Source organism: Methylotuvimicrobium buryatense 5G, from assembly GCF_000341735.1.
In the GTDB taxonomy this organism is placed as follows: domain Bacteria; phylum Pseudomonadota; class Gammaproteobacteria; order Methylococcales; family Methylomonadaceae; genus Methylotuvimicrobium; species Methylotuvimicrobium buryatense.
In genome coordinates this window covers 1,642,532-1,662,478 of record NZ_KB455575.1, presented here as the reverse complement: position 1 = coordinate 1,662,478, position 19,947 = coordinate 1,642,532, and the positions used below count along the sequence as shown (strand labels likewise).

16 protein-coding genes are annotated in these 19,947 nt (G+C 49.8%); 9 read left to right on the top strand and 7 right to left on the bottom strand.

The features are described 5' to 3' along the window. Positions 1-56 precede the first annotated feature (56 nt). The 3 genes from METBU_RS0107455 to METBU_RS0107445 all read right to left on the bottom strand — a co-directional run bounded on the left by METBU_RS0107455 (position 57) and on the right by METBU_RS0107445 (position 3,235). Entirely contained in the window at positions 57-1,058 is a 1,002-nt protein-coding gene (locus METBU_RS0107455) for a class 1 fructose-bisphosphatase (RefSeq protein ID WP_017840017.1), read from the bottom strand. Positions 1,059-1,099: 41 nt separating this feature from the next. Beyond that, positions 1,100-1,372, bottom strand: a complete 273-nt coding sequence (locus METBU_RS0107450) for a SemiSWEET transporter (RefSeq protein ID WP_017840016.1) — start codon at positions 1,370-1,372, stop codon at positions 1,100-1,102. 105 nt (positions 1,373-1,477) lie between these two features. Continuing rightward, a complete protein-coding gene (locus METBU_RS0107445) occupies positions 1,478-3,235 on the bottom strand; it encodes a sugar phosphorylase (protein ID WP_017840015.1) in 1,758 nt (585 codons plus the stop codon). A gap of 931 nt (positions 3,236-4,166) precedes the next feature. On the opposite strand from METBU_RS0107445, the gene METBU_RS0107440 reads away from it, so the two are divergent. The 3 genes from METBU_RS0107440 to METBU_RS0107430 are packed head-to-tail and all read left to right on the top strand — an operon-like array spanning position 4,167 to position 6,647. Beyond that, positions 4,167-4,880 (top strand): MBL fold metallo-hydrolase, encoded by a 714-nt coding sequence (locus METBU_RS0107440; protein ID WP_017840014.1) that lies wholly within the window; start codon positions 4,167-4,169, stop codon positions 4,878-4,880. 2 nt (positions 4,881-4,882) lie between these two features. After that, the gene (locus tag METBU_RS0107435) at positions 4,883-5,794 is read left to right on the top strand and encodes a sulfite exporter TauE/SafE family protein (protein WP_017840013.1); all 912 of its coding nucleotides are present in this window, start codon (positions 4,883-4,885) and stop codon (positions 5,792-5,794) included. 4 nt (positions 5,795-5,798) lie between these two features. Continuing rightward, positions 5,799-6,647 (top strand): SDR family oxidoreductase, encoded by an 849-nt coding sequence (locus METBU_RS0107430; RefSeq protein WP_017840012.1) that lies wholly within the window; start codon positions 5,799-5,801, stop codon positions 6,645-6,647. Positions 6,648-6,977: 330 nt separating this feature from the next. On the opposite strand, the gene METBU_RS0107420 is transcribed toward METBU_RS0107430, so the two are convergent. From METBU_RS0107420 to METBU_RS28985, 3 genes are all read right to left on the bottom strand, one after another. Further along, positions 6,978-8,183, bottom strand: coding sequence for an acetate/propionate family kinase (locus tag METBU_RS0107420; RefSeq protein WP_017840011.1), 1,206 nt, complete (start codon positions 8,181-8,183; stop codon positions 6,978-6,980). Positions 8,184-8,648: 465 nt separating this feature from the next. Continuing rightward, positions 8,649-11,039, bottom strand: coding sequence for a phosphoketolase family protein (locus METBU_RS0107415; protein WP_017840010.1), 2,391 nt, complete (start codon positions 11,037-11,039; stop codon positions 8,649-8,651). A gap of 293 nt (positions 11,040-11,332) precedes the next feature. Then, positions 11,333-11,458 (bottom strand): hypothetical protein, encoded by a 126-nt coding sequence (locus tag METBU_RS28985; protein ID WP_268869769.1) that lies wholly within the window; start codon positions 11,456-11,458, stop codon positions 11,333-11,335. Between the two features lie 99 nt (positions 11,459-11,557). On the opposite strand from METBU_RS28985, the gene METBU_RS0107405 reads away from it, so the two are divergent. From METBU_RS0107405 to METBU_RS23585, 4 genes are all read left to right on the top strand, one after another. After that, entirely contained in the window at positions 11,558-12,493 is a 936-nt protein-coding gene (locus METBU_RS0107405) for a Gfo/Idh/MocA family protein (protein WP_017840008.1), read from the top strand. 393 nt (positions 12,494-12,886) lie between these two features. Beyond that, positions 12,887-13,984: a DegT/DnrJ/EryC1/StrS family aminotransferase gene (locus METBU_RS0107400; RefSeq protein ID WP_017840007.1), complete on the top strand. Its 1,098-nt coding sequence runs from the start codon at positions 12,887-12,889 to the stop codon at positions 13,982-13,984. Between the two features lie 22 nt (positions 13,985-14,006). Then, complete coding sequence (gene lpxB / locus METBU_RS0107395; RefSeq protein WP_083877662.1) at positions 14,007-15,158, top strand: lipid-A-disaccharide synthase; 1,152 nt, start codon at positions 14,007-14,009, stop codon at positions 15,156-15,158. Between the two features lie 217 nt (positions 15,159-15,375). Beyond that, positions 15,376-15,639, top strand: coding sequence for a hypothetical protein (locus METBU_RS23585; RefSeq protein ID WP_017840005.1), 264 nt, complete (start codon positions 15,376-15,378; stop codon positions 15,637-15,639). Between the two features lie 380 nt (positions 15,640-16,019). On the opposite strand, the gene METBU_RS0107385 is transcribed toward METBU_RS23585, so the two are convergent. Further along, positions 16,020-17,503 (bottom strand): IS3 family transposase gene (locus METBU_RS0107385; RefSeq protein WP_412768467.1). Its coding sequence is split into 2 segments (ribosomal slippage): positions 16,020-17,057 and positions 17,060-17,503, totalling 1,482 coding nucleotides; the frame shifts between segments, so codons are not numbered across the junction. A gap of 892 nt (positions 17,504-18,395) precedes the next feature. Here METBU_RS0107385 and recA point away from each other — a divergent pair. Both recA and METBU_RS0107370 read left to right on the top strand, forming a co-directional pair. After that, positions 18,396-19,436, top strand: coding sequence for a recombinase RecA (recA, locus tag METBU_RS0107375; RefSeq protein WP_017840002.1), 1,041 nt, complete (start codon positions 18,396-18,398; stop codon positions 19,434-19,436). Between the two features lie 37 nt (positions 19,437-19,473). Further along, complete coding sequence (locus METBU_RS0107370; RefSeq protein WP_017840001.1) at positions 19,474-19,935, top strand: regulatory protein RecX; 462 nt, start codon at positions 19,474-19,476, stop codon at positions 19,933-19,935. The last annotated feature ends 12 nt before the right edge of the window (positions 19,936-19,947 follow it).

Sequence of the window (19,947 nt, the reverse complement as noted above, 5' to 3'; positions counted from 1 at the left end):
TGTGTGCAAAACGTTTCGCGCGGATTAAGCGCCCAAGTAGGATGCGCAGTGGCATCCTACGACTGATGATACTCGATAATCCGGTCAACTTCGCTTTTCGAACCCAGAATTAACGGAACGCGTTGATGCAGGCCCTTCGGTTGAACACCGAGCATGCGCTCCCGGCCTGTTGAACAGGCGCCGCCGGCTTGTTCGACGATAAAGGCGACCGGATTCGCTTCATACATCAGACGCAATTTACAAGGCTTAGCCGGATCGCGCAAATCATAGGGATATAAAAATACACCGCCGCGGGTCAAAATCCGGAAAACCTCGGCCACCAAGGATGCCACCCAGCGCATGTTGAAGTTTTTGCCGCGCGGGCCTTGTTCGCCCGCCACGCATTCGTCGATATAACGTTTGACCGGCGCTTCCCAAAACTGTTGGTTCGACATATTGATTGCGAATTCGGAGGTTTCGCTTGGAATGGTCATATTGGGATGCGTCAGAATGAACTCGCCGATGTCCTGGTCCAGCGTAAAGCCGTTGACGCCATGACCGGTCGTCAAGATCATCATCGTCGATGGCCCATAAAGGACGAAACCGGCGCAGATTTGCTCACTGCCTTTTTGTAAAAAGTCTTCCAATTGCGGTTGGCCGCTTCCGTTATAGCGCAAAATGGAAAAAATGGTTCCAACGGTCAAATTTACGTCGATGTTGGAAGAGCCGTCCAGTGGATCGAATAGCGCTAGGTATTTACCGCGCGGATAATGATCGGGAATTTGGATTATGTCGTCGACTTCCTCTGAAGCCATGCCTGATAAGTGTCCCGTCCAAATCAGCGAATCCACCATGATGTCGTTGGTGATGATGTCCAGTTTTTTCTGTACTTCACCCTGAACGTTTTCCGAACCCGCGCTGCCCAGAACGCCGATTAAGTCTCCTCGATTAACCATGTGCGATATCTGTTTGCAAGCTTTGACGATGTCGTTCAGTAATAATGTAAAAGTTCCTGAAACGCCAGGAAATTCGCGTTGTTGCTCGATGATGAACCGGGTTAGGGTTACATTCTTGGTCATATTCGTTCGATCTCCATTTGAGTAGGGTTAAAACCCGTAAGCTACTGTCTGTCGCGTAATGTATTGTAGATTTTGAAAGACAGTATCGATAAAGCCAATAAAAATGTTATTGAATTAGCGAAGATAATAGCCTTGTCTGAAATCGACACCCCATAGATAAGCCAAAGTAAAACGCCGGTCGTAAACAGGCTATACATACTTAATGATAGCGATTCGGTATTGCGCGTTTTGAGCGTCAATAGTGCCTGAGGTAAAAAAGACAGGGTCGTGAGTGTCGCGGCAATATAACCGATGACTTCAGTTGTTATTAGCATGAATTTTATAGGATTTGCCGGTTAGCAGGTCGGCGTTAAAAACGGTTTATTCTCGACATTATAGGTTTTTCGGTTCGGGTTCGAAACAACTTCTCGCGAAGTATGCTAATCCAAGGCTTCGAGCCAGGCGGTTTGGTAGGGATACAGAATCAACTCGGTCGTGTTCTTGTTGATTGCTGTGCGCTCGATTAAATCCCTCCACAATCCCGACCCTTCGGGGCGGGGATGATTCGGCAAAGTCATGGTTTGTCGTTGCGGCGTAATATTGCTGACGACCAGAACGCGTTGTCGATGGTCCGTGCTAGTGCGCCAAAATGAGAACAAGGCTGGGTTGGCGCTTAGCGTTTCCTGAGCCGAGTCCGGATGAAAGGCGGCTTGCCTTCTCCGAATGCCTAGTAACCGTTTAAGCTCATGAAATATAATCGCATTTGGGCTGTGAGGATTGTTCAGCAAGTCCATCAATTCGTTATATTCCCATTTATGGCGGTTGATCGATCGCGTTTTACCCGATTGCTCGACGCCATGGTAATCGTTTGCTGTTGCGATCAGGCTATTGATGTAAATTGCCGGAATCCCTTGCAACGATATCATGATGGTATGCGCGCAAATAAATCGTTGAATCTGCCATTGATCGAGGCCCAAAGACGTACCTTTAAGGGCGTCGAATAACGCGATATTGATTTCGTAAGGTGCGGGGCGCCCGTCCAAACCGGTGCGCGTGCTGACATAGCCGCCGTATTCGTGCATCGCATCGACCAATGCCGTGACTTCCTGTTCGGGCAATATGCCTTCTGCCGGACGCAAACCGATCCCATCGTGAGATGCGATAAAATTCAAATAGGTGCAATTTTTTTGCGGACGGGGCATGTCCTTAGCCCAACGGGTCAAGTAATGCGAGTTACCGTGATACATTGCATGTAAGAGCAGGGGTGGTAGCGTGAATTGATAGACCATGTGCGCTTCGTCGCTGTTACCGAAATAGCTTAGGTTTTCGCCGTTCGGTACATTAGTTTCGGTGATCAGTACCGTACCTGGTGCAATTAAATCGACGATATCGCGTAATAACTTGACGACTTCGTGCGTTTCGCGCAAGTTGATACAGCGGGTGTCCAATTTTTTCCACAGAAATGCGACCGCATCCAGTCGAATAAACCGAGAACCTTTTTCGATATATAGCAGCAAAATGTCGATAAACTCGAACAACACGTCGGGATTAGCGAAGTTGACGTCGATCTGGTCTTCGCCGAATGTCGCCCAGACATGGCGTACGCCTTGGTGGGTATGTGCCGGTACTAACACCGGCGTGCTGCGCGGACGTACGACCGAGCTAACATCGGTATTTCCCGGCATTTCGATAAAATAATCGCAGGCCGGTTTTTTATGACTCAGATAATCGATAAACCAAAGATTTTCGCGGGAAACGTGATTGATCACCAAGTCGGTCATCAAGCTAAAGTCTTGCGCAAGACGCTCGATGTCTCGCCAGTCGCCTAATTGCGGATCGACGGTTTTGTAGTCGATCACTGCAAAGCCATCATCGGAACTGAACGGAAAATAAGGCAAAACATGAATGCTATTGATGCAATCTTTTAGATGGAGCAATGAAAATTCGTAGAGCGTCGCTAAAGGCTTGGCGTCGGTTTGCCGGATGTTATCGCCGTAGGCGATCAGAATGACATCCTGCTCGTTCCAATATTCGGAGAGAAGTTTGACTTTCGGGACCGAAAAACGTTGCATGCGGTCGAGTAAGCGGTTCATCAAGTCTTTCGTTAGTTCCTCGCCGTAAAGAAATGTCAGTCGTGATTCCGCGCGTTGCGTGAACCAAAAAGGGAATTCTTGAATGATGGGTTGAGATTTCGCCACGCTTTCACCTATATTCGCTTAACTATCTTTCGGCGCTTCGTAATGCGCGGTTCCGATTTTAAGCAAGTTTAAAAAATAATTGTTGCTCATATACCTTTCGTACTTCAAATTTTGGCAAAGCTTAAGGAGGTGCCGGGGTGCTCGGCAAAAGCTTTGCCAGCATGGATGCTGGCATAGAGCCTACATGGAGGTATTCACGGCGTCCTTTGACGGGCTCCCCGGTGCCGAATTTTGATCCACGATGGGTATAATCTACTAAGCAGTATTCATGCCTGCAACCGAACAAATAAAATGGCTAATTATTTGCACTAAAATTGTGCGTTAATAGTTATCGTGCTCTATTTTAGGGATATGATAAATAAAATTCCGGTCGCATTGATGTAAATAGGTTTTCTGCGCTCGGTAATATTCACGTTTCATCGATTTAGCGCTGGCTCATTTTATTGAACATTGATGGTATCCACGCATCTATTGCTTAACTTTGGATTTGGTCATAAATAACTGTCCTATTTTACGGAGGGTTCGGCTCGTTTGACAGGTGTCGGCGGCGATGTATACCTTTCGCACTTCAAATTTCGGCGATGCTTAAGGAGGCGCCGGGGTGCTCGGCAAAGGCTTTGCCAGCATGGATGCTGGCATAGAGCCTACATAGACGTATTCACGGCGTCCTTTGACGGGCACCCCGGTGCCGAATTTTGATCTACGATGGGTATATTTCAATAGGTTATCTATAGACTTCGAGTAACCTTTAAGGAGTGCAAAAATGTTTTGCAAAGGCATGACAAGCTATTGAATTAACTTATTATTCTTCATGATCTTCATGGTGAAATGCTTTTTCTAGAGTTAACAATGCTTCACTTTCGATAGCGCATTCCGTACAATCAATATTAGCATTTAATTATAGACTGACTCATTGCTTCGGAGACTCGCCATGATTTTTAGACAACTTTTTGAACCCGATACCTTTACCTACAGCTATCTGCTGGGTTGCGAACGTACCCGAAAAGCCATTATTATCGATTCGGTCGAAAGCGAAGCCGATATGTATATGGAATTATTGGACGATTTGGATTTGACGCTGATCAATACCCTGGAAACGCACGTTCATGCCGATCATATTACCGCGGCCGGCTTGTTGAGAGACAGGCTGGGCAGCAAAAGCATCGTGCATCGCGATGCCGGAGCAATATGCGCCGATTTGCTCGTTACCGACGGTGTGGAACTGCAGGTCGGCGACATCGAAATCAAGGTCCTACATACGCCCGGCCATACTTCCGGTTGCGTCAGTTATGTGATCGGCGACCGGGTCTTTACCGGCGATGCCTTGCTTATCAACGGCTGCGGGCGCACGGATTTTCAGGAAGGCGATGCCGGGACCCTGTACGACAGTATTACTAAAAAACTGTTTTCGCTGCCGCCCGACACGCTGGTATTTCCCGCTCATGATTACAACCGTAAAACCGTTTCGACGATACGCCAGGAGATCGATTCGAATGCTCGGCTCGGCGCAGGTAAAAGCAAGGCCGAATTTATCACTATCATGCATAATCTGGATTTGCCATACCCTAAGTATATCGATGAAGCGCTGCCGGCCAATCAAGCCTGCGGTCAACCGGGCCGGGATACTTTGATTCGGCAGGGGTAATCATGTACTTGTTGATCGCGCTGGCGACACTGATCGGCATTCTGCTCGGTTTGTTGGGCGGCGGCGGTTCGATTCTAACCGTACCGGTGCTGGTTTATGTAGTCGATTTATCGGCTAAAGATGCGATCGTCACTTCTTTGGTCGTGGTCGGTTTGACCAGCATCATTGCAGTAATCAATCATGCGAGGCATGGCTTCGTGTGCTGGAAAACCGGTTTCACGTTCGGTGCGGCCGGTATGGCCGGCGCTTTTTTGGGCGGGCGCAGTTCCGCTTTTATTCCCGGTCCGATTTTATTGGTGCTGTTTGCTGTCGTGATGATTATGGCTTCGTTTTCAATGTTAAGGGGAAAACGGGGGGTGTCTGAAGTCGCCGTAGAGGAGACCGATACTTCGAAAAATCTTTGTAAGATTCATTTGCCGGTCATGGCGATTTTGTTCGACGGTTTTTTGGTTGGGTTCGTGACCGGCTTGGTCGGTGTCGGCGGCGGCTTTTTGCTGGTTCCGGCGCTGAATTTTTTGGCAGGTCTGCCGATGCACGCCGCTATCGGTACTTCTTTGTTCATCATCGTGCTGCAAGCCGGCGCCGCGTTGGCAGGTCATGCCGATCACATGCATATCGATATAGAATTAACAGCTTTGGTCGCAGGTTTTGCAATACTCGGTAGCTTAATCGGAAGTTTTGCTTCCAGCAAAATCGACAGTCGATATCTAAAACCGGCCTTCGGCTTGTTCGTTTTGGGGTTGGGCAGTTTTATCCTCTATCGTGAAACGGATATGGCCATGATTGAGCAAATCCGCCAGTTAGCTCAAAAACATCAGGATTTTTTATTCGGCGGGTTGGCAATGATAGCAATTATGCTTTTCTACCGGCTTTGGCTTTTTTTACATTCATTTCGAAGTAACAAATCTACTTAAAGCGATGACAAAATTACTGATTGCCGGTTACGGCGACATCGGCGCTAGGCTCGCCTCGATCCTCTATAGCAATCATTATCAGGTTTTCGGCCTTAAAAGAAATCCGCCTATGAGGAATGATGGCGGAACGCGTTTTATCAAAGCCGACCTGACACGGCCTGAGGATCTCGAACGGATCGATTGCGATTTTGACCAAGTGCTCTACTTACCAACGCCCGGCGGACGCGATGCCGAAGCCTATCGTGCCGTTTTCGATACGGCATTGAACAATCTGATACAACGATTTAAAGCCGACGGCCGCATGCCGCAATGGTTTTTTGTTTCATCCACCGGCGTTTACGGGCAAACAGCGGGTGAATGGGTGGATGAATCTTCGGATGCCCAACCGAATACCGTAACCGGGCAAATCATCCGTAAGGCCGAGCAAAAGCTGTTGGAGCATGATCCCGGCGCGGTCGTCGTTCGGTTTTCCGGTATTTACGGCCCGGGTAGAGAGCGCCTTTTACAAATGGCGTCGCGGCAAGCCGCCATTCAAGTCGACCCGCCTTATTACACGAACCGAATTCACCAAGATGATTGCGCGGCTGTGTTGGCTTTTTTAATGAAAAAGCATATCGAAGGAGGGCATCTGGACAATTTTTATTTGGCCAGCGACGACAATCCCGCGCCGATGTGGGACGTGATTTCATGGCTCGCTCAACAAATGAACAGCCAACCGCCGATCGCAAAACCTGCCGATAATGTTCCAGATCAAAATAAACGATGTCGGAATAGTCGCTTGAAGACCTTGGGGTTTCGGTTTAAATACCCGACTTATCGGGAGGGTTATGGGGAGATGTTTGATTTAGGTTAAAGAGGAAAGAAGAAAGGGGAAAGATGAAAGAGGCAGTAGGATGGGTAGGAGCGAAGCGGAAACCCATCATGGAGACCCCGCAAACGGCAGGAAACTATTGCGGCTGGATTTAAAAATCCGTTCGGCGAGAGATTCGGTGGTGGGGTTGAAACGATGGGTTTCGGCTTCCGCCTCTACCCATCCTACGTAAGCTATGTGTTGAATTTTAGGTCAATCGATGCGATCCAGCGGCGGAATATAATAATGCATGGCCGCTTTTATGGGACCTAACGTGTTGAAGAATTTTTCCATGGTGTTGGGTGCCCGGTAAACCGTTCAGTCTAAATATTTTCATGCGTGATCTTTATCAAGTACAACCATGGTTTCCCGGGCAATTTGCAATTCTTCGTCAGTTTTAATGACTAGAATACGGGTTCGACTTTCGGGATGTCCGATTTCGGCGATAGCTCCGGTCACGTCGCTATTGGCCGCTTCATCAATAGTGATGCCGAGACGCGACAGGCCTTCGCAGGCTAAACGGCGCACTTCGGCCGCGTTTTCGCCGACGCCGCCGGTAAAAACCAGAGCGTCGACTTCGCCGAGTACCGCGTAGTAAGCGCCGATATATTTCTTGATTCGATAGCAATACAGATCGAGAGCCAAGCGGGCTCGTTCATCGCCTGCATTTGTTTGTTCGAGCACGGTTCTTAAGTCGCTGGTACCACATAAGCCTTTTAATCCGGATTCGCGGTTCAATGCCCGGTCGATTACGTTCGTGTCGGTATTTTCGGTTTGTTCGACAAATAGCGGTATTGCCGGGTCCAAATCGCCGCTACGCGTGCCCATCACAAGACCTTCCAAGGGCGTAAATCCCATCGATGTATCGATGGAACGGCCGTTTGCAATCGCCGTTGCGCTCGCGCCATTGCCCAAATGCAAAGTAATCAGATGGCTGCGATCGAAAGGTTTCCCGATAAATTCGGCGGCCCGTCTCGCCACATAATGATGAGAGGTGCCGTGAAAACCGAATCGGCGTATGCCGTAATCGCTATACCAAGTTTCCGGAATCGCATAACGATAGGCGTGGGGCGGCATCGTTTGGTGAAATGCCGTATCGAATACCGCCACCTGAGGTACTCCCGGGAAATGAGCCAAGCAGCTCTCGATGCCAAGCAAGTTTACCGGATTGTGCAGCGGCGCTATTCGGCAGAGCGCGCGCATCGACGCTATCGTATCGTCATCGACCAAGGCAGGGCCGGAGAACCGGTCACCGCCATGTACGACGCGGTGGCCTATTGCATCGACCGGGCAATTTTCGCCCAAAATCTCGAAGACTGCCTTGAAGGCTTGGTGATGATCGGCAGCGGCGACCGACTGCTTGATTTCATATAAACGACCCGAATCGTCGGCTCTATGAATGATCCTGCTTTTCTGGTCTCCGATGCGTTCCAGCAAGCCGTCTGCCAGTACCTGCTCTTGCGGCAGAGCAATCAATCGATACTTAATTGAGGAACTGCCGCTGTTGATAACGAGAATATTGCCGTTTGGTATTGTCATATCCTTAAAATGATTTTGGTAAACGCCGTTTTACAAATAAAAATCTGATTAGCAAGTTTCTTCAGCTAAAGCCCAAAAACCAGCATATCCCTAGCAGGACGGGGTTTGTAATCCCGTCCTAAACGTTTTGACTTTGGCCGAAGTTAGCCGAAATGTTTAGGGCAAACCGAAACGTTGGGGACGGGTTAAATAACCCGTCCCGCAGAAAAATTGTGTAGATACTTATGCCTCTGCTCGGACAATTGGCTTCAGCAAGCTGAAGCATCTTGCTAATCAGGTTTGTCATTACCCTAAAAAGAGCTGTTGAGAGCCCCTTCGGCTACGCTCAGGAGAGCCTTGTCGAAGGGTGAACGGTAGTTTGAGGCTTCACCAGTCCGGTGAAAGTATTGTAGACCCTTCATGCTTCGACTTGGCTCAGCACGAACGGTCTACAACATAGGCCAACTGCTCTTTTCAGGATTACTGTTAAAACGGCCATTGCCAACCGGTGATTTCGGGTTTATCGGTGCCGTGTTGATGCGCATAACGAAGATTCTCGATGATTTCGTTTTTCATGAGCTCCTTGAGATGGGCCGCCCTGATTTGCAATTTCGGAACCCGGTCGATGACATCGATGACTAGATTGAAGCGATCGACTTCGTTCAGAATCGCAAGCTCCATGGGTGTATTGATATTGCCGCGTTCTTTATAGCCCCGCACATGCAGATTTTCATGATTCTTGAAGCGATAGGCCAATTTGTGAATCAACCAGGGATAGCCGTGGAAATTGAAAATGACCGGTTTGTCGACCGTAAATAGGCTATCGAATTCGCGATGACTTAAACCGTGAGGATGTTCGGTGTTCGGTTGCAGTTTGAATAAATCGACCACATTGACAAAACGGACTTTCAAATCCGGTAGATGCTCACGCAGAATGGCCGTTGCGGCCAGCGCTTCCAAGGTTGCGACATCGCCGCAGCAAGCCATGACTACGTCCGGGTCTTGACCTTGGTCGTTACTGGCGCGTTCCCAAAGTCCGACACCCTTGGTGCAGTGCACAATCGCTTCTTCGATCGTCAAAAACTGAAGATGCTTTTGCTTGTCCGCGACTATGACGTTGATATAGTCGGTCGAACGCAGGCAATGATCGGCAACCGAAAGCAGGGTGTTCGCATCGGGCGGCAAATAGACGCGGGTCACCGATGGGCTTTTGTTCGTGACCAGATCGATAAAGCCGGGGTCTTGGTGCGAGAAGCCGTTATGATCCTGACGCCAGACGGTCGAGGACAACAAGATATTTTGCGAAGATACTTTCGCTCGCCATGGCACATGGTTTTTACTGGTGTCGAGCCATTTTGCATGTTGGTTGAACATCGAATCGACGACGTGGGCGAAGGCTTCGTAGGTATGGAAAAAACCGTGCCGGCCGGTCAGCAAGTAGCCTTCAAGCCAGCCGACCAGGGTATGTTCGGAGAGCATTTCCATGACGCGCCCGTCCCGGCTCAATTCGCCGCCGTCTTCGTCTTCGGGTAAAAAATCCGCCATCCAAGTCTTTTTGGACGCTCCATAGACCGCTTGCAAGCGGTTCGATGCGGTTTCGTCCGGACCGAAAATCCGGAAATTGTTCATGTTGTTTTTTAGAACGTCCCTTAAGAATTCGCCCAGCGGCTTGGTGTTTTCATGTTCGGCTTGGCCGAGCCGGTTGACTTCGACCGCATAGTCTCGAAAATCGGGTAATTTGAGCGCCTTGCGCAATAAGCCGCCGTTGGCGTGAAGATTGGCGCTCATTCGGCGCTGGCCTTGTGGAGAAAGTTCTCTGAGTTCTGCCACTAAGCGGCCGTTGTCGTCGAATAGCTCTTCCGGTCGATAGCTTTGCAGCCATTCCTCCAGTAAGCGCAAGCCGGACGAACTGGTGCCAGCGTCGGCAAAGGGCACTTGATGAGATCGCCACGAGCCTTCGGATTGATGGCCGTTGATTGTTTTCGGTCCGGTCCAGCCTTTCGGAGACCGTAACACGATCATCGGCCAGCGCGGGCGCTCTGCGATTCCGCTTTCTCGGGCGGACTTTTGAATGGTTTTGATTTCGGCGATGGCTTCATCAACAACGGAAGCCATTTTTTGATGCATTTCTGCCGGATCGCTGCCTTCGACGAAATAGGGCCGGTAACCATAACCGATAAACATGGCCTCCAGTTCTTCGTGACTGATGCGGGCAAGAATTGTCGGATTGGCGATTTTGTAGCCATTCAGATTGAGAATGGGCAAGACCGCGCCGTCGCGTATCGGATTCAAGAATTTATTCGAATGCCAAGCAGTCGCCAATGGCCCTGTTTCCGCCTCGCCGTCTCCGACCACACAGGCGACGATCAAATCCGGATTGTCGAATGCTGCGCCGTAGGCATGTGCGAGACTGTAGCCCAATTCGCCGCCTTCATGGATCGAACCGGGCGTTTCCGGCGTGACATGCGAGCCGATCTGGCCCGGGAATGAAAATTGTTTGAAGAATTTACGCATGCCTTCCGTGTCTTCGCTTTTATCGGGATAGACTTCGGAATAGGTGCCTTCCAAGTAACTCGGCCCTAAAACGCCGGGGGCTCCATGACCGGGACCGGCGATAAAAATCACATCGAGCTCGTCACGTTTAATCAAACGATTGAGATGCGCCCAGGCAAACGACAACGCGGGACTGGCTCCCCAGTGGCCTAATAAACGATGTTTGACATGTTCGGTCGACAAGGGTTCTTTCAGGAGAGGATTAGCTCGGAGATAAATCATGCCGACCGACAAATAATTGCAGGCGCGCCACCAAGCATCGATTTTTCTTAATTCTTCGGCATCGAGGGGGTCGGAGACGGATGTTGAAATTTCAGTGCTCATAAGTTACTCCTAAGTTTTAGGGTTTGTCCGAGAATTCCTGGAAACTAGCGATCCAACTTAATTTTCAGGTCCATGGCTACAATATAACGCAGATATGACCACAATGTGACCGTTTTAATGTTGTCGGACGTCGATGTGCGTGATGACTCTTGTGACTGAAGCATATTGCTTGACGCTTTGTAAAAGTCCATTTCATGGCAGCAATTCCCAATTTGGAGATCAAAAAGGGTGTGGGGTATGCTTGGCGAGGATGTCGGCAGCAGGGCAGATTTTTGCTCCTGCAAAATCTGCATTCACGCCATCCTTGGCGTTCGAGCTGCCGCCAAGCCCCCATGGATGGGTTTACGGCGTTCCTCGACAGGCATACCCCACACCCTAAAATCGGCGAAACTGCTCAAACTGGGAATTGCTGATTTCATGGATTAAACGTAATAGTCTACAATGCATCATTTACATAATTCACAGGAACGCGAAGTATGCGGTAGCGTTGCTGTCTGACGAGAATTTTAGTTGGCACTATGAAAAAATTAAAATGTGCGGTTATTGGAACCGGTTATCTCGGTAAGTTTCATGCCGAGAAATATGCATCACTGCCCGATTGCGAATTGACGGCAGTCGTCGATATTAACGAAACGGCCGCGCGCAATGTCGCTGAAAAACATGGTGCAAGGGCCTTGACCGAATATCAGTCTTTGTTGGGTCAGGTTGATGCGGTCAGTATCGTTGTGCCGACGACCTTGCATCATCGGGTTGCCAAAGATTTTCTCGAATCCGGCGCGCATGTGCTGGTCGAAAAGCCGATTACCGTGACGGTCGATGAAGCCGATGACTTGATCGCCATTGCCGAGCGCAACAAAGTCATTTTGCAAGTCGGTCACCTGGAGCGCTTTAACCCGGCTGTGCTAGGTCTTGGGCAAGCGGAGGAAAAACCGCTTTTTATTGAATCGCACCGCTTGTCTCCATTCAATCCGCGCGCCAACGATGTTAGCGTCGTGCTGGATTTAATGATTCACGACATCGATATCATTTTGGCCTTGGTCGATTCCGAAGTCGAGCGGATCGACGCGAGCGGTACGTCGGTTTTGACTTCCGATATCGATATCGCCAATGCCCGACTGGTATTCAAGACGGGATGCGTTGCGAATGTCACTGCCAGCCGAATTAGTATGAAAATGGAGCGCAAAATGCGCATGTTCAGACCGAGTTCTTATATCTCGGTCGATTTCCAAAATCGAGTGCTGACCAAGCATAAAACCGGCCCCAAAGAAATGTTTCCCGGTATTCCCGAAATATTAACCGAAGAGTCGGTGTTCGAAAACGGCGATGCGTTGCTTGAGGAAATCAAACATTTCGTCAATTGCATTCATACAGGAAGTAACCCGCTGGTACCGGGTGAGGCCGGTAGACGCGCGTTGGCGACAGCATTGGAAATTTCCAAGGCGTTGAATAAATAACAGCAAGATGGTAATTATTCACACCCCCTATCGTTCCCACGCAGAGCGCCACTGCCATTAAGTTAAGCCGTTCGTGGTGAGCCTGTCGAACCATGGACGGCTTAACTTATCGACCCAGGATTTTTCCATTCACCCTTCGACAGGCTCAGGGCGAACGGAAAAATCCTTAACTTAATGGCAGTGACGCTCCGGCGTGGGAATGAAGGCCGAGACGCTCTAGCGTCTCGTACCGCCGGAGCGGTACTCAGGCGTTCCCACGCAGAGCGTGGGAACGATAATTTCCGGGGGACTGAATAGTTACGCAAGATGGGCGCGCAGATTTTGTCCGGTTTATTCGGCCTGAGCGATTCAAGTTTAAAAAATCTATAGTTCTACAAAGAGGCGTTAATCGACATGATCCCTATGGTAAATTTGCAAGCTCAATATGCCGAAATCAAAGATGAAATCGAGCAGGGTCTTGCACAAACGATTGAAAATTGTTCTTTCATATTGGGGCCTAATGTTCAAGGCTTCGAGAAGGAAGCGGCCGATTATTTAGGGGTCAAGCATGCCATCGGTGTGGCTTCAGGAACCGATGCGCTGCATTTGGCTCTGGCCGCCGAAGGAATCGGCGCCGGCGATGAAGTGATTACAACGGCTTTTACATTCATTGCCACGGCCGAGGCGATCTGCTATGTCGGCGCAAAACCGGTCTTCGTCGATATCGATCCTCGCACCTTCAATATCGACTCGGAAGCGATCGAGCAAGCGATTACGCCGAAAACCAAGGCAGTGATGCCGGTACATTTGTTCGGACAGCCGGCCGATATGGCAAGAATCAAAGAAATTTGCGCCAAACATCATCTGAAATTAATTGAAGATTGTGCGCAATCGTTCGGTGCTCGTATAGGCGGTCAACAAACAGGCAGTATCGGTAATGCAGCCGGGTTTAGCTTTTTTCCGAGTAAGAATCTCGGTGCGTTCGGCGACGGCGGCCTGGTCACGACAAATTCGGACGAGACTGCCGCGAAAGTCAAAATGCTGCGCAATCACGGCTCCGATGTGCGCTATTATCACGACGCGATCGGCTATAACAGCCGGCTCGACGACATGCAGGCCGTGGTGCTGCGTGTCAAATTGAAACGCATCGAACAATATAATCAAGGCCGCCGCCGCGCCGCTCACTTATATTCGAAATTAATGGCCGATTTGCCGTTGACCGTGCCTTACGAAGACGGCTTAGGAGAGCATGTCTATCATCAATACACGTTATTATGCGACCGGCGAGATGACGTTCTGAAAGCCTTGCAAGATAAGCAAATCGGCTGCGCGATCTATTATCCCGTGCCCTTGCATCGGCAAAATGTCTTCAAGGAAGCCTATGCCGATGTGTCGCTGCCGGTGACCGAATCGGTGGCCGCGAACTGCATGGCGCTGCCGATTTGTCCGAATTTGTCGGATGAAAACATCGAAACCATCGTCGGCGTGATTCGTTCCGTGCTAACGGCTTGATCAATCGCTGAGAGACCTGCTTTTGACATCTACCCAGTCTTTTAAGGTCATGTTCAGCGCCGGCGAATCCTCCGGCGACCGTCATGCCGCGCATATGTTTCTCGAATTGCAGAACCTGCATCCCGGCATCGAAGGACTTGGCATGGGAGGGGCGGCAATGCGCGAAGCCGGAATCGATATTCGTTTCGATTCGTCGAATATCGGGGTAATCGGCGTCGTCGAAGTGCTCAAGCATTACCGCGAAATACGGCAAGCCTTAAAGCAAATGCAACGTTTATTGGTTGACGAACGGCCCGATTTGCTGGTTTGCGTCGATTATAAGGAATTCAATTTTAAATTGGCCAAATTTGCCAAAAGCTTCGGCGTCAAGGTGTTGTTTTATGTGAGCCCTCAAGTCTGGGCTTGGCGTCCTGGGCGGGTTAAGCAATACGGCCGAGTGATCGATAGGATGGCGGTGATTTTTCCGTTCGAAACGGCCTATTATGAAGCGGAAAACGTTCCGGTAAGTTATGTTGGGCATCCTTCGATCGACAAAGTGCACCCTCGGTACACGAAACATGAGGATCTGGATCGTTTCGGCCTAGACGGCGAGCGCCCCGTCATTGGGTTAGTGCCCGGCAGCAGAAAACAAGAAATTGAACGATTACTACCGGTGATGCTGGACGCCGCGTCGATTGTGCTTTCCCTTGTGCCCGGTGCGCAATTCATTTTGCCGCAAGCCCAAAGTGTCAGCGACGAACTGCTCCGGTCATATCTCGATCGTTCCGATTTGGCAATCAAGGTTATTAAAAACGAAACCTACGATGCGGTTCAATGTTGTACGGCGATCATGTCAAGTTCGGGGACCGCTACGCTGGAAATTGCGTTACTCCAGGTGCCGATGGTTATCGTTTACAAACTATCCGAATTGACCTACTGGCTCGGACGTTTGTTAGTGAAAACTCCTTTTATCGGCTTGCCCAATATCGTTGCGGGTAAGGCGGTGGTAAAAGAATTGATACAGCACCAAGCTAACGCGAAAAATATTGCCGATGAAATCGTCAAGCTATTGAGCGATCGAGCTTATTACGATGCGGTAAAGTCCGATTTGAGTGCCATTAAAAATACGCTGGGAAGTGGAGAAGGGTCGAAAAACATGGCGATCCTGGCTTTAGAAATGTTGACCGAAAAATAAGAAAGACGGTTCGGTTTTAGCTACCGGACAGAGGTTAGGGTTTGTATTTCCTAGTAAATTACTAGGATTTGCTTATAATGCATTGCGCGATAAACTATAAGCGAAATTTTAGTTTCCATGACTACTGTGTTATACCCATCGTAGATGAAAATTCGGCCTCGGGGAGCCTATTTTGATCTGCGGGCATAAATTCGGTAAAAAGCTAGGAGTAGAGGATATGAGTCATCTGTTCGACAGCATCAAACAAACGGTTTTTGCGCGATTTAACCATTATGGCGATGACAAAGATAACGAATTATCCGAAGAGTCGTCACAAACCGCCGCGGTAACTTGTCGCGCTGAGTCGAAGGCATTACATCCGGGAAGACGGCGCTTAAAAGAAAACTATACCAGTCATTGGGATTTGGATTATTTGCCTAGAGAAGAAATGGATCAATTGATTGAAAAGTCGAAAGATAAATCGGATATTGATTCTGATTGATTTATTTTTGAGCGGAGACTCTAATGGGTTGGGGTGAAGTCATTGATGCGAGGTAGTGTTGAGTGGGTTGGGTGAGAAACGGCCTATAAAAGGCGTTAGTTATAAGGTGTCGTTTAGCGCCTTGCTCTCGACTGCTAGTACATTACATCAAGCGCTTAAAAGCCTATGATCACTAACAATTTCAAAAATATTTCAGTTGAAAAGCGCGAACACAGCAATTAGCTAAAATGGCTTTTTTCGATACCGAAACTTACATTGTTGTACCTGATTAGCAAGATGCTTCAGCTTGTCGAAGCCAAGTGTCCAAGCAGGGGTCAGCGGAATGTGTCAATGACATTGAGACACCAAGTTGTTTTAATTAGTGTCTAATTGTTGTGTATTTATGAGTCGAGGTTCTCCTTTGTGTTAATAGGCGGATTAATCCAAACGGCGTTAGGCAAGCTGGGTGGCAAAGGGCACTTTCCTTTGAATCGCTTTGGATTGGCGAGGAAGGCAATCTCCAGGGTTTTTGCGCGTGCTTGGTATACCGTAGCCGCTTGGTCGAAATGGACGGTGGCCGGGGTCATGTAACCGATGCCCGAGTGGCAATGGGACTGGTTGTACCACGGGAAGAAGCGTTGGCAATGGCTGCGGGCATCCTCAATGCAGCCGAAGCGGACGGGGAAATCAGGCCGATATTTCAGGGTTTTGAACTGGGCCTCGGAATAGGGATTGTCATCCGAGACATAAGGCCGGCTATGAGTCTTGGCGACATCCAGATCGACCAGTAAGGCAGCCACGGGCTTGCTGCGCATGCTGGAACCGCGATCGGCATGCAGCGTCAGGGTATGCGGCGGGATGTTGTGCTTGGTCACCGTCTCGGCGATCAGCTGCTCGGCCAGTTCGGCGGTTTCCCGCGGGGCGACCATCCAGCCAACGACATAGCGACTGAAAATATCCAGGATCACATAGAGGTGGAAACAGGTCCATTTAGCCGGGCCTTTGAGTTTCGTAATATCCCAGCTCCAGACTTGATTGGGCGCGGTGGCCAGGAGTTCAGGCTTGGTATAGACCGGGTGCATCCGTTGGCGCCTGCGCTCCGCTGACTGGCCGTCCGCTTCCAGAGCACGGTACAAGGTGCGCACCGAGCCGATGTAGCGCCCCTCGTCCAGCAGAGTGGCATAGACAAAATACGGCGAGCAGTCGGCGAAGCGTTCGCTGTTAAGCACCGCCAGCATTTGCTGCCGCTCATTAGTCGAGAAAGCCAGCGGGGCGGATGGACGAGGCACCCGCGTTACCGGCACAGGCGTCAGGAGGCGCCGACGGGCATCCTCGCGATAGACCGAACTGCGGTTCAAATTCAGGGCTGCACAAGCCGGAGCCAGGCCGACCTCCGGGGCCAGCTGGTTAAGGGCTTGCATCAGTTGGACTCGCTCGGCGTCTCGTCCGCCGGCAGTCCGAACAAGACGCAAAGTTTTTTTTGGACATCAATAATGGCATTGGCCTGAGCGAGTCTGCGACGCAGGCGCTCATTTTCCTGGGTAAGTTGGCGCACACGACGGTCCTCGGCCTGAGCCGAGTCGGCCTTGCGCCCGCGCTTTTGCGGCGCCAGCGCGGCACGCTGATCGGCAGCACGCTGTTTGCGCCAAGTGGCTAATTGGGAGGAGTAAATCCCTTCTTTGCGTAATAGGGCGCCAATCTCACCCGGCTGAGTACAGCGATCAGCGGCATCCAGGATGCGGCGCTTGTCGCTGCTGGTAAATTGTCGGCGCTGGGCGGTGGCAACCACCTCCGGATCGGGCCGCGCGCCGGAGGTCGCGTTTCCAGCCGCCCTACGGGCGTCTTCCAACGCGACCTCCGGCGCAGTTAATTGTGGTGATTCCATGGTCTCTGCTTTTGATTTGCTCATGATTCTGGCCTACCTTTATACTCTAATTTCCGAGGGGTAAGTGTCTCAGGTCATATTGGCACAGGGGGCAGACGCAGTCGCAAAAACTAAAATATGCTGTTACCCAAGCTCCAGCTTGGGTAACCTGTTCAGGAAGCTCTAGCTTCCCGACAATCAAGAAAGATTGAACGAGCGAGTCGGGGTTGATTGAGAATGTGCGGAGGTTGTGTCGGTCTCAGGAAGCTGGAGCTTCCGGGGTGTCTTTCCCAAGCTGGAGCTTGGGAAAGAGCGAAATATTTCAGTTGAAAAGCGCGAACACAGCAATTAGCTAAAATGGTTTTTTTCGATACCGAAACTTACATTGTTGTATGTGTAGACTGGCAATTCCAGGCGCAGTTTACCGATCACATTTGGTGTAAGCGTCGAACAAAACAGCATTGCCATAACCAAGTGAATAGTTATACGCTTTGCTAGTCAAATTTCGGCGTCGTGGTGCCCGTCAAAGGACGCCGTGAATACGTCCATGTAGACTCTATGACAGCATCTATGCTGCCAAAGCCTTTGCCGAACACCCCGGCGCCTCCATACGCTAATGCCGAAATTTGAAGTGCGATAGGTATAGTAAGTCGTTTAAATTGAACGAGACATATTAGCTGTGCCAAATAAAATACGCTATGTCATAATAAGCCCTTTTTAGCGATGGCTGTTACCGCTTAATCGAAAGGCGATGACTAGCAATGCCGATTCTTCCAATGGTAAGCATCGGATTGGTGGTTTTTAAAATTGAGTATGAAATGTACTTTTGGAAAGAAACAGCGAACGCCTAACAGAAGACATTTTGCGCAGAGTGTTTTCGAAATAGAAACTAGTTTAGATGAGGGCAATATAAATGGATGAGAACAAGAAAAAAGCACTTGGCGCTGCCTTGATGCAGATCGAAAAACAATTCGGCAAAGGCTCGGTGATGCGGATGGGCGATGTGGCCGCTTCTCGAGATATCCAGGTTGTCTCGACCGGTTCTTTATCCTTGGATATTGCTTTAGGATGCGGGGGGCTACCGCGTGGAAGGGTGATTGAAATTTACGGCCCGGAGTCGTCAGGTAAAACCACATTGACTTTATCGGTTATCGCGCAAATGCAAAAACTGGGCGGGACAGCCGCGTTCGTCGATGCCGAGCATGCACTCGATCCCGGTTATGCCGAAAAAATCGGCGTCAACGTCGACGATTTATTGGTTTCTCAACCCGACACCGGCGAGCAGGCGCTGGAAATTACCGATATGCTGGTTCGTTCGGGAGCAGTCGATATCGTCGTCGTCGATTCGGTTGCAGCGCTCACCCCGAAAGCCGAAATCGAAGGCGATATGGGCGATTCGCACATGGGCTTGCAAGCCCGCTTGATGTCTCAGGCGCTCAGAAAATTGACCGCTAATATCAAGCGTTCGAATACCTTGGTGATATTCATCAATCAGATTCGCATGAAAATCGGCGTCATGTTCGGCAGTCCGGAAACTACGACCGGCGGCAATGCCTTGAAATTTTATGCTTCGGTGCGTTTGGATATTCGACGCATCGGCTCGGTTAAAAAAGGCGACGAAGTGATCGGCAACGAAACCCGCGTCAAGGTCGTCAAAAACAAGGTCGCGCCGCCTTTCAAGCAGGCTGAATTCGAGATTCTTTATGGCGAAGGCGTGTCGTTTTATGGAGAACTGGTCGACTTAGGCGTGTCTTACGGACTCATTCAAAAAGCCGGCTCTTGGTACAGTTATAATGACGAAAAAATCGGGCAAGGCAAGGACAACGTCAAGCAATTTTTAAAAGAACATCCGGAGAAAGCGGCGGATATCGAAGCAAAAATCAGAGCCGAGGCTTTTGGAGGACTGCGAGCACCGGCCGAGAAGAGTGGCGAAGAGGTTTTTTCGGAAGAATAAAGTCGAGTATAAATTAAGGTAGGTGCTTTTATTCGACATGGATGCTGAACTCAAAAAAATCGAAGCAGTGTGTCTGCGATTGTTGGCACGGCGCGAACACAGTCGATTGGAACTGAATAATAAATTATTGTCGAGAGGGTTTGAACAGGCGCATATCGATAATGTCCTGGATAAACTAGTCCTGAATGACTGGTTGAGCGACAGGCGTTTCGCCGAATGTTACGTTCGACAGAGGATCGAAAAGGGTTTCGGTCCGAGCCGTATCGATTATGAGTTGCGGCAATTGGGCATAGACCGCTTCGATTTGGACGAAGCCGGAGAGGATGCGGCGGGGAGTTGGTTTAACGTGTTGCAGCGGGTCTACCTCAAAAAATATCGTCAAGACGAACAGGTGACCTTATCGGAATGGAGTAAACGAAGCCGTTTTTTATTGCAACGAGGGTTTTCCGGTGGCATGATCGCTGCTTTGCTCGAACACTTGAACATCAAAATTAAGTAATTCCAAGAACAT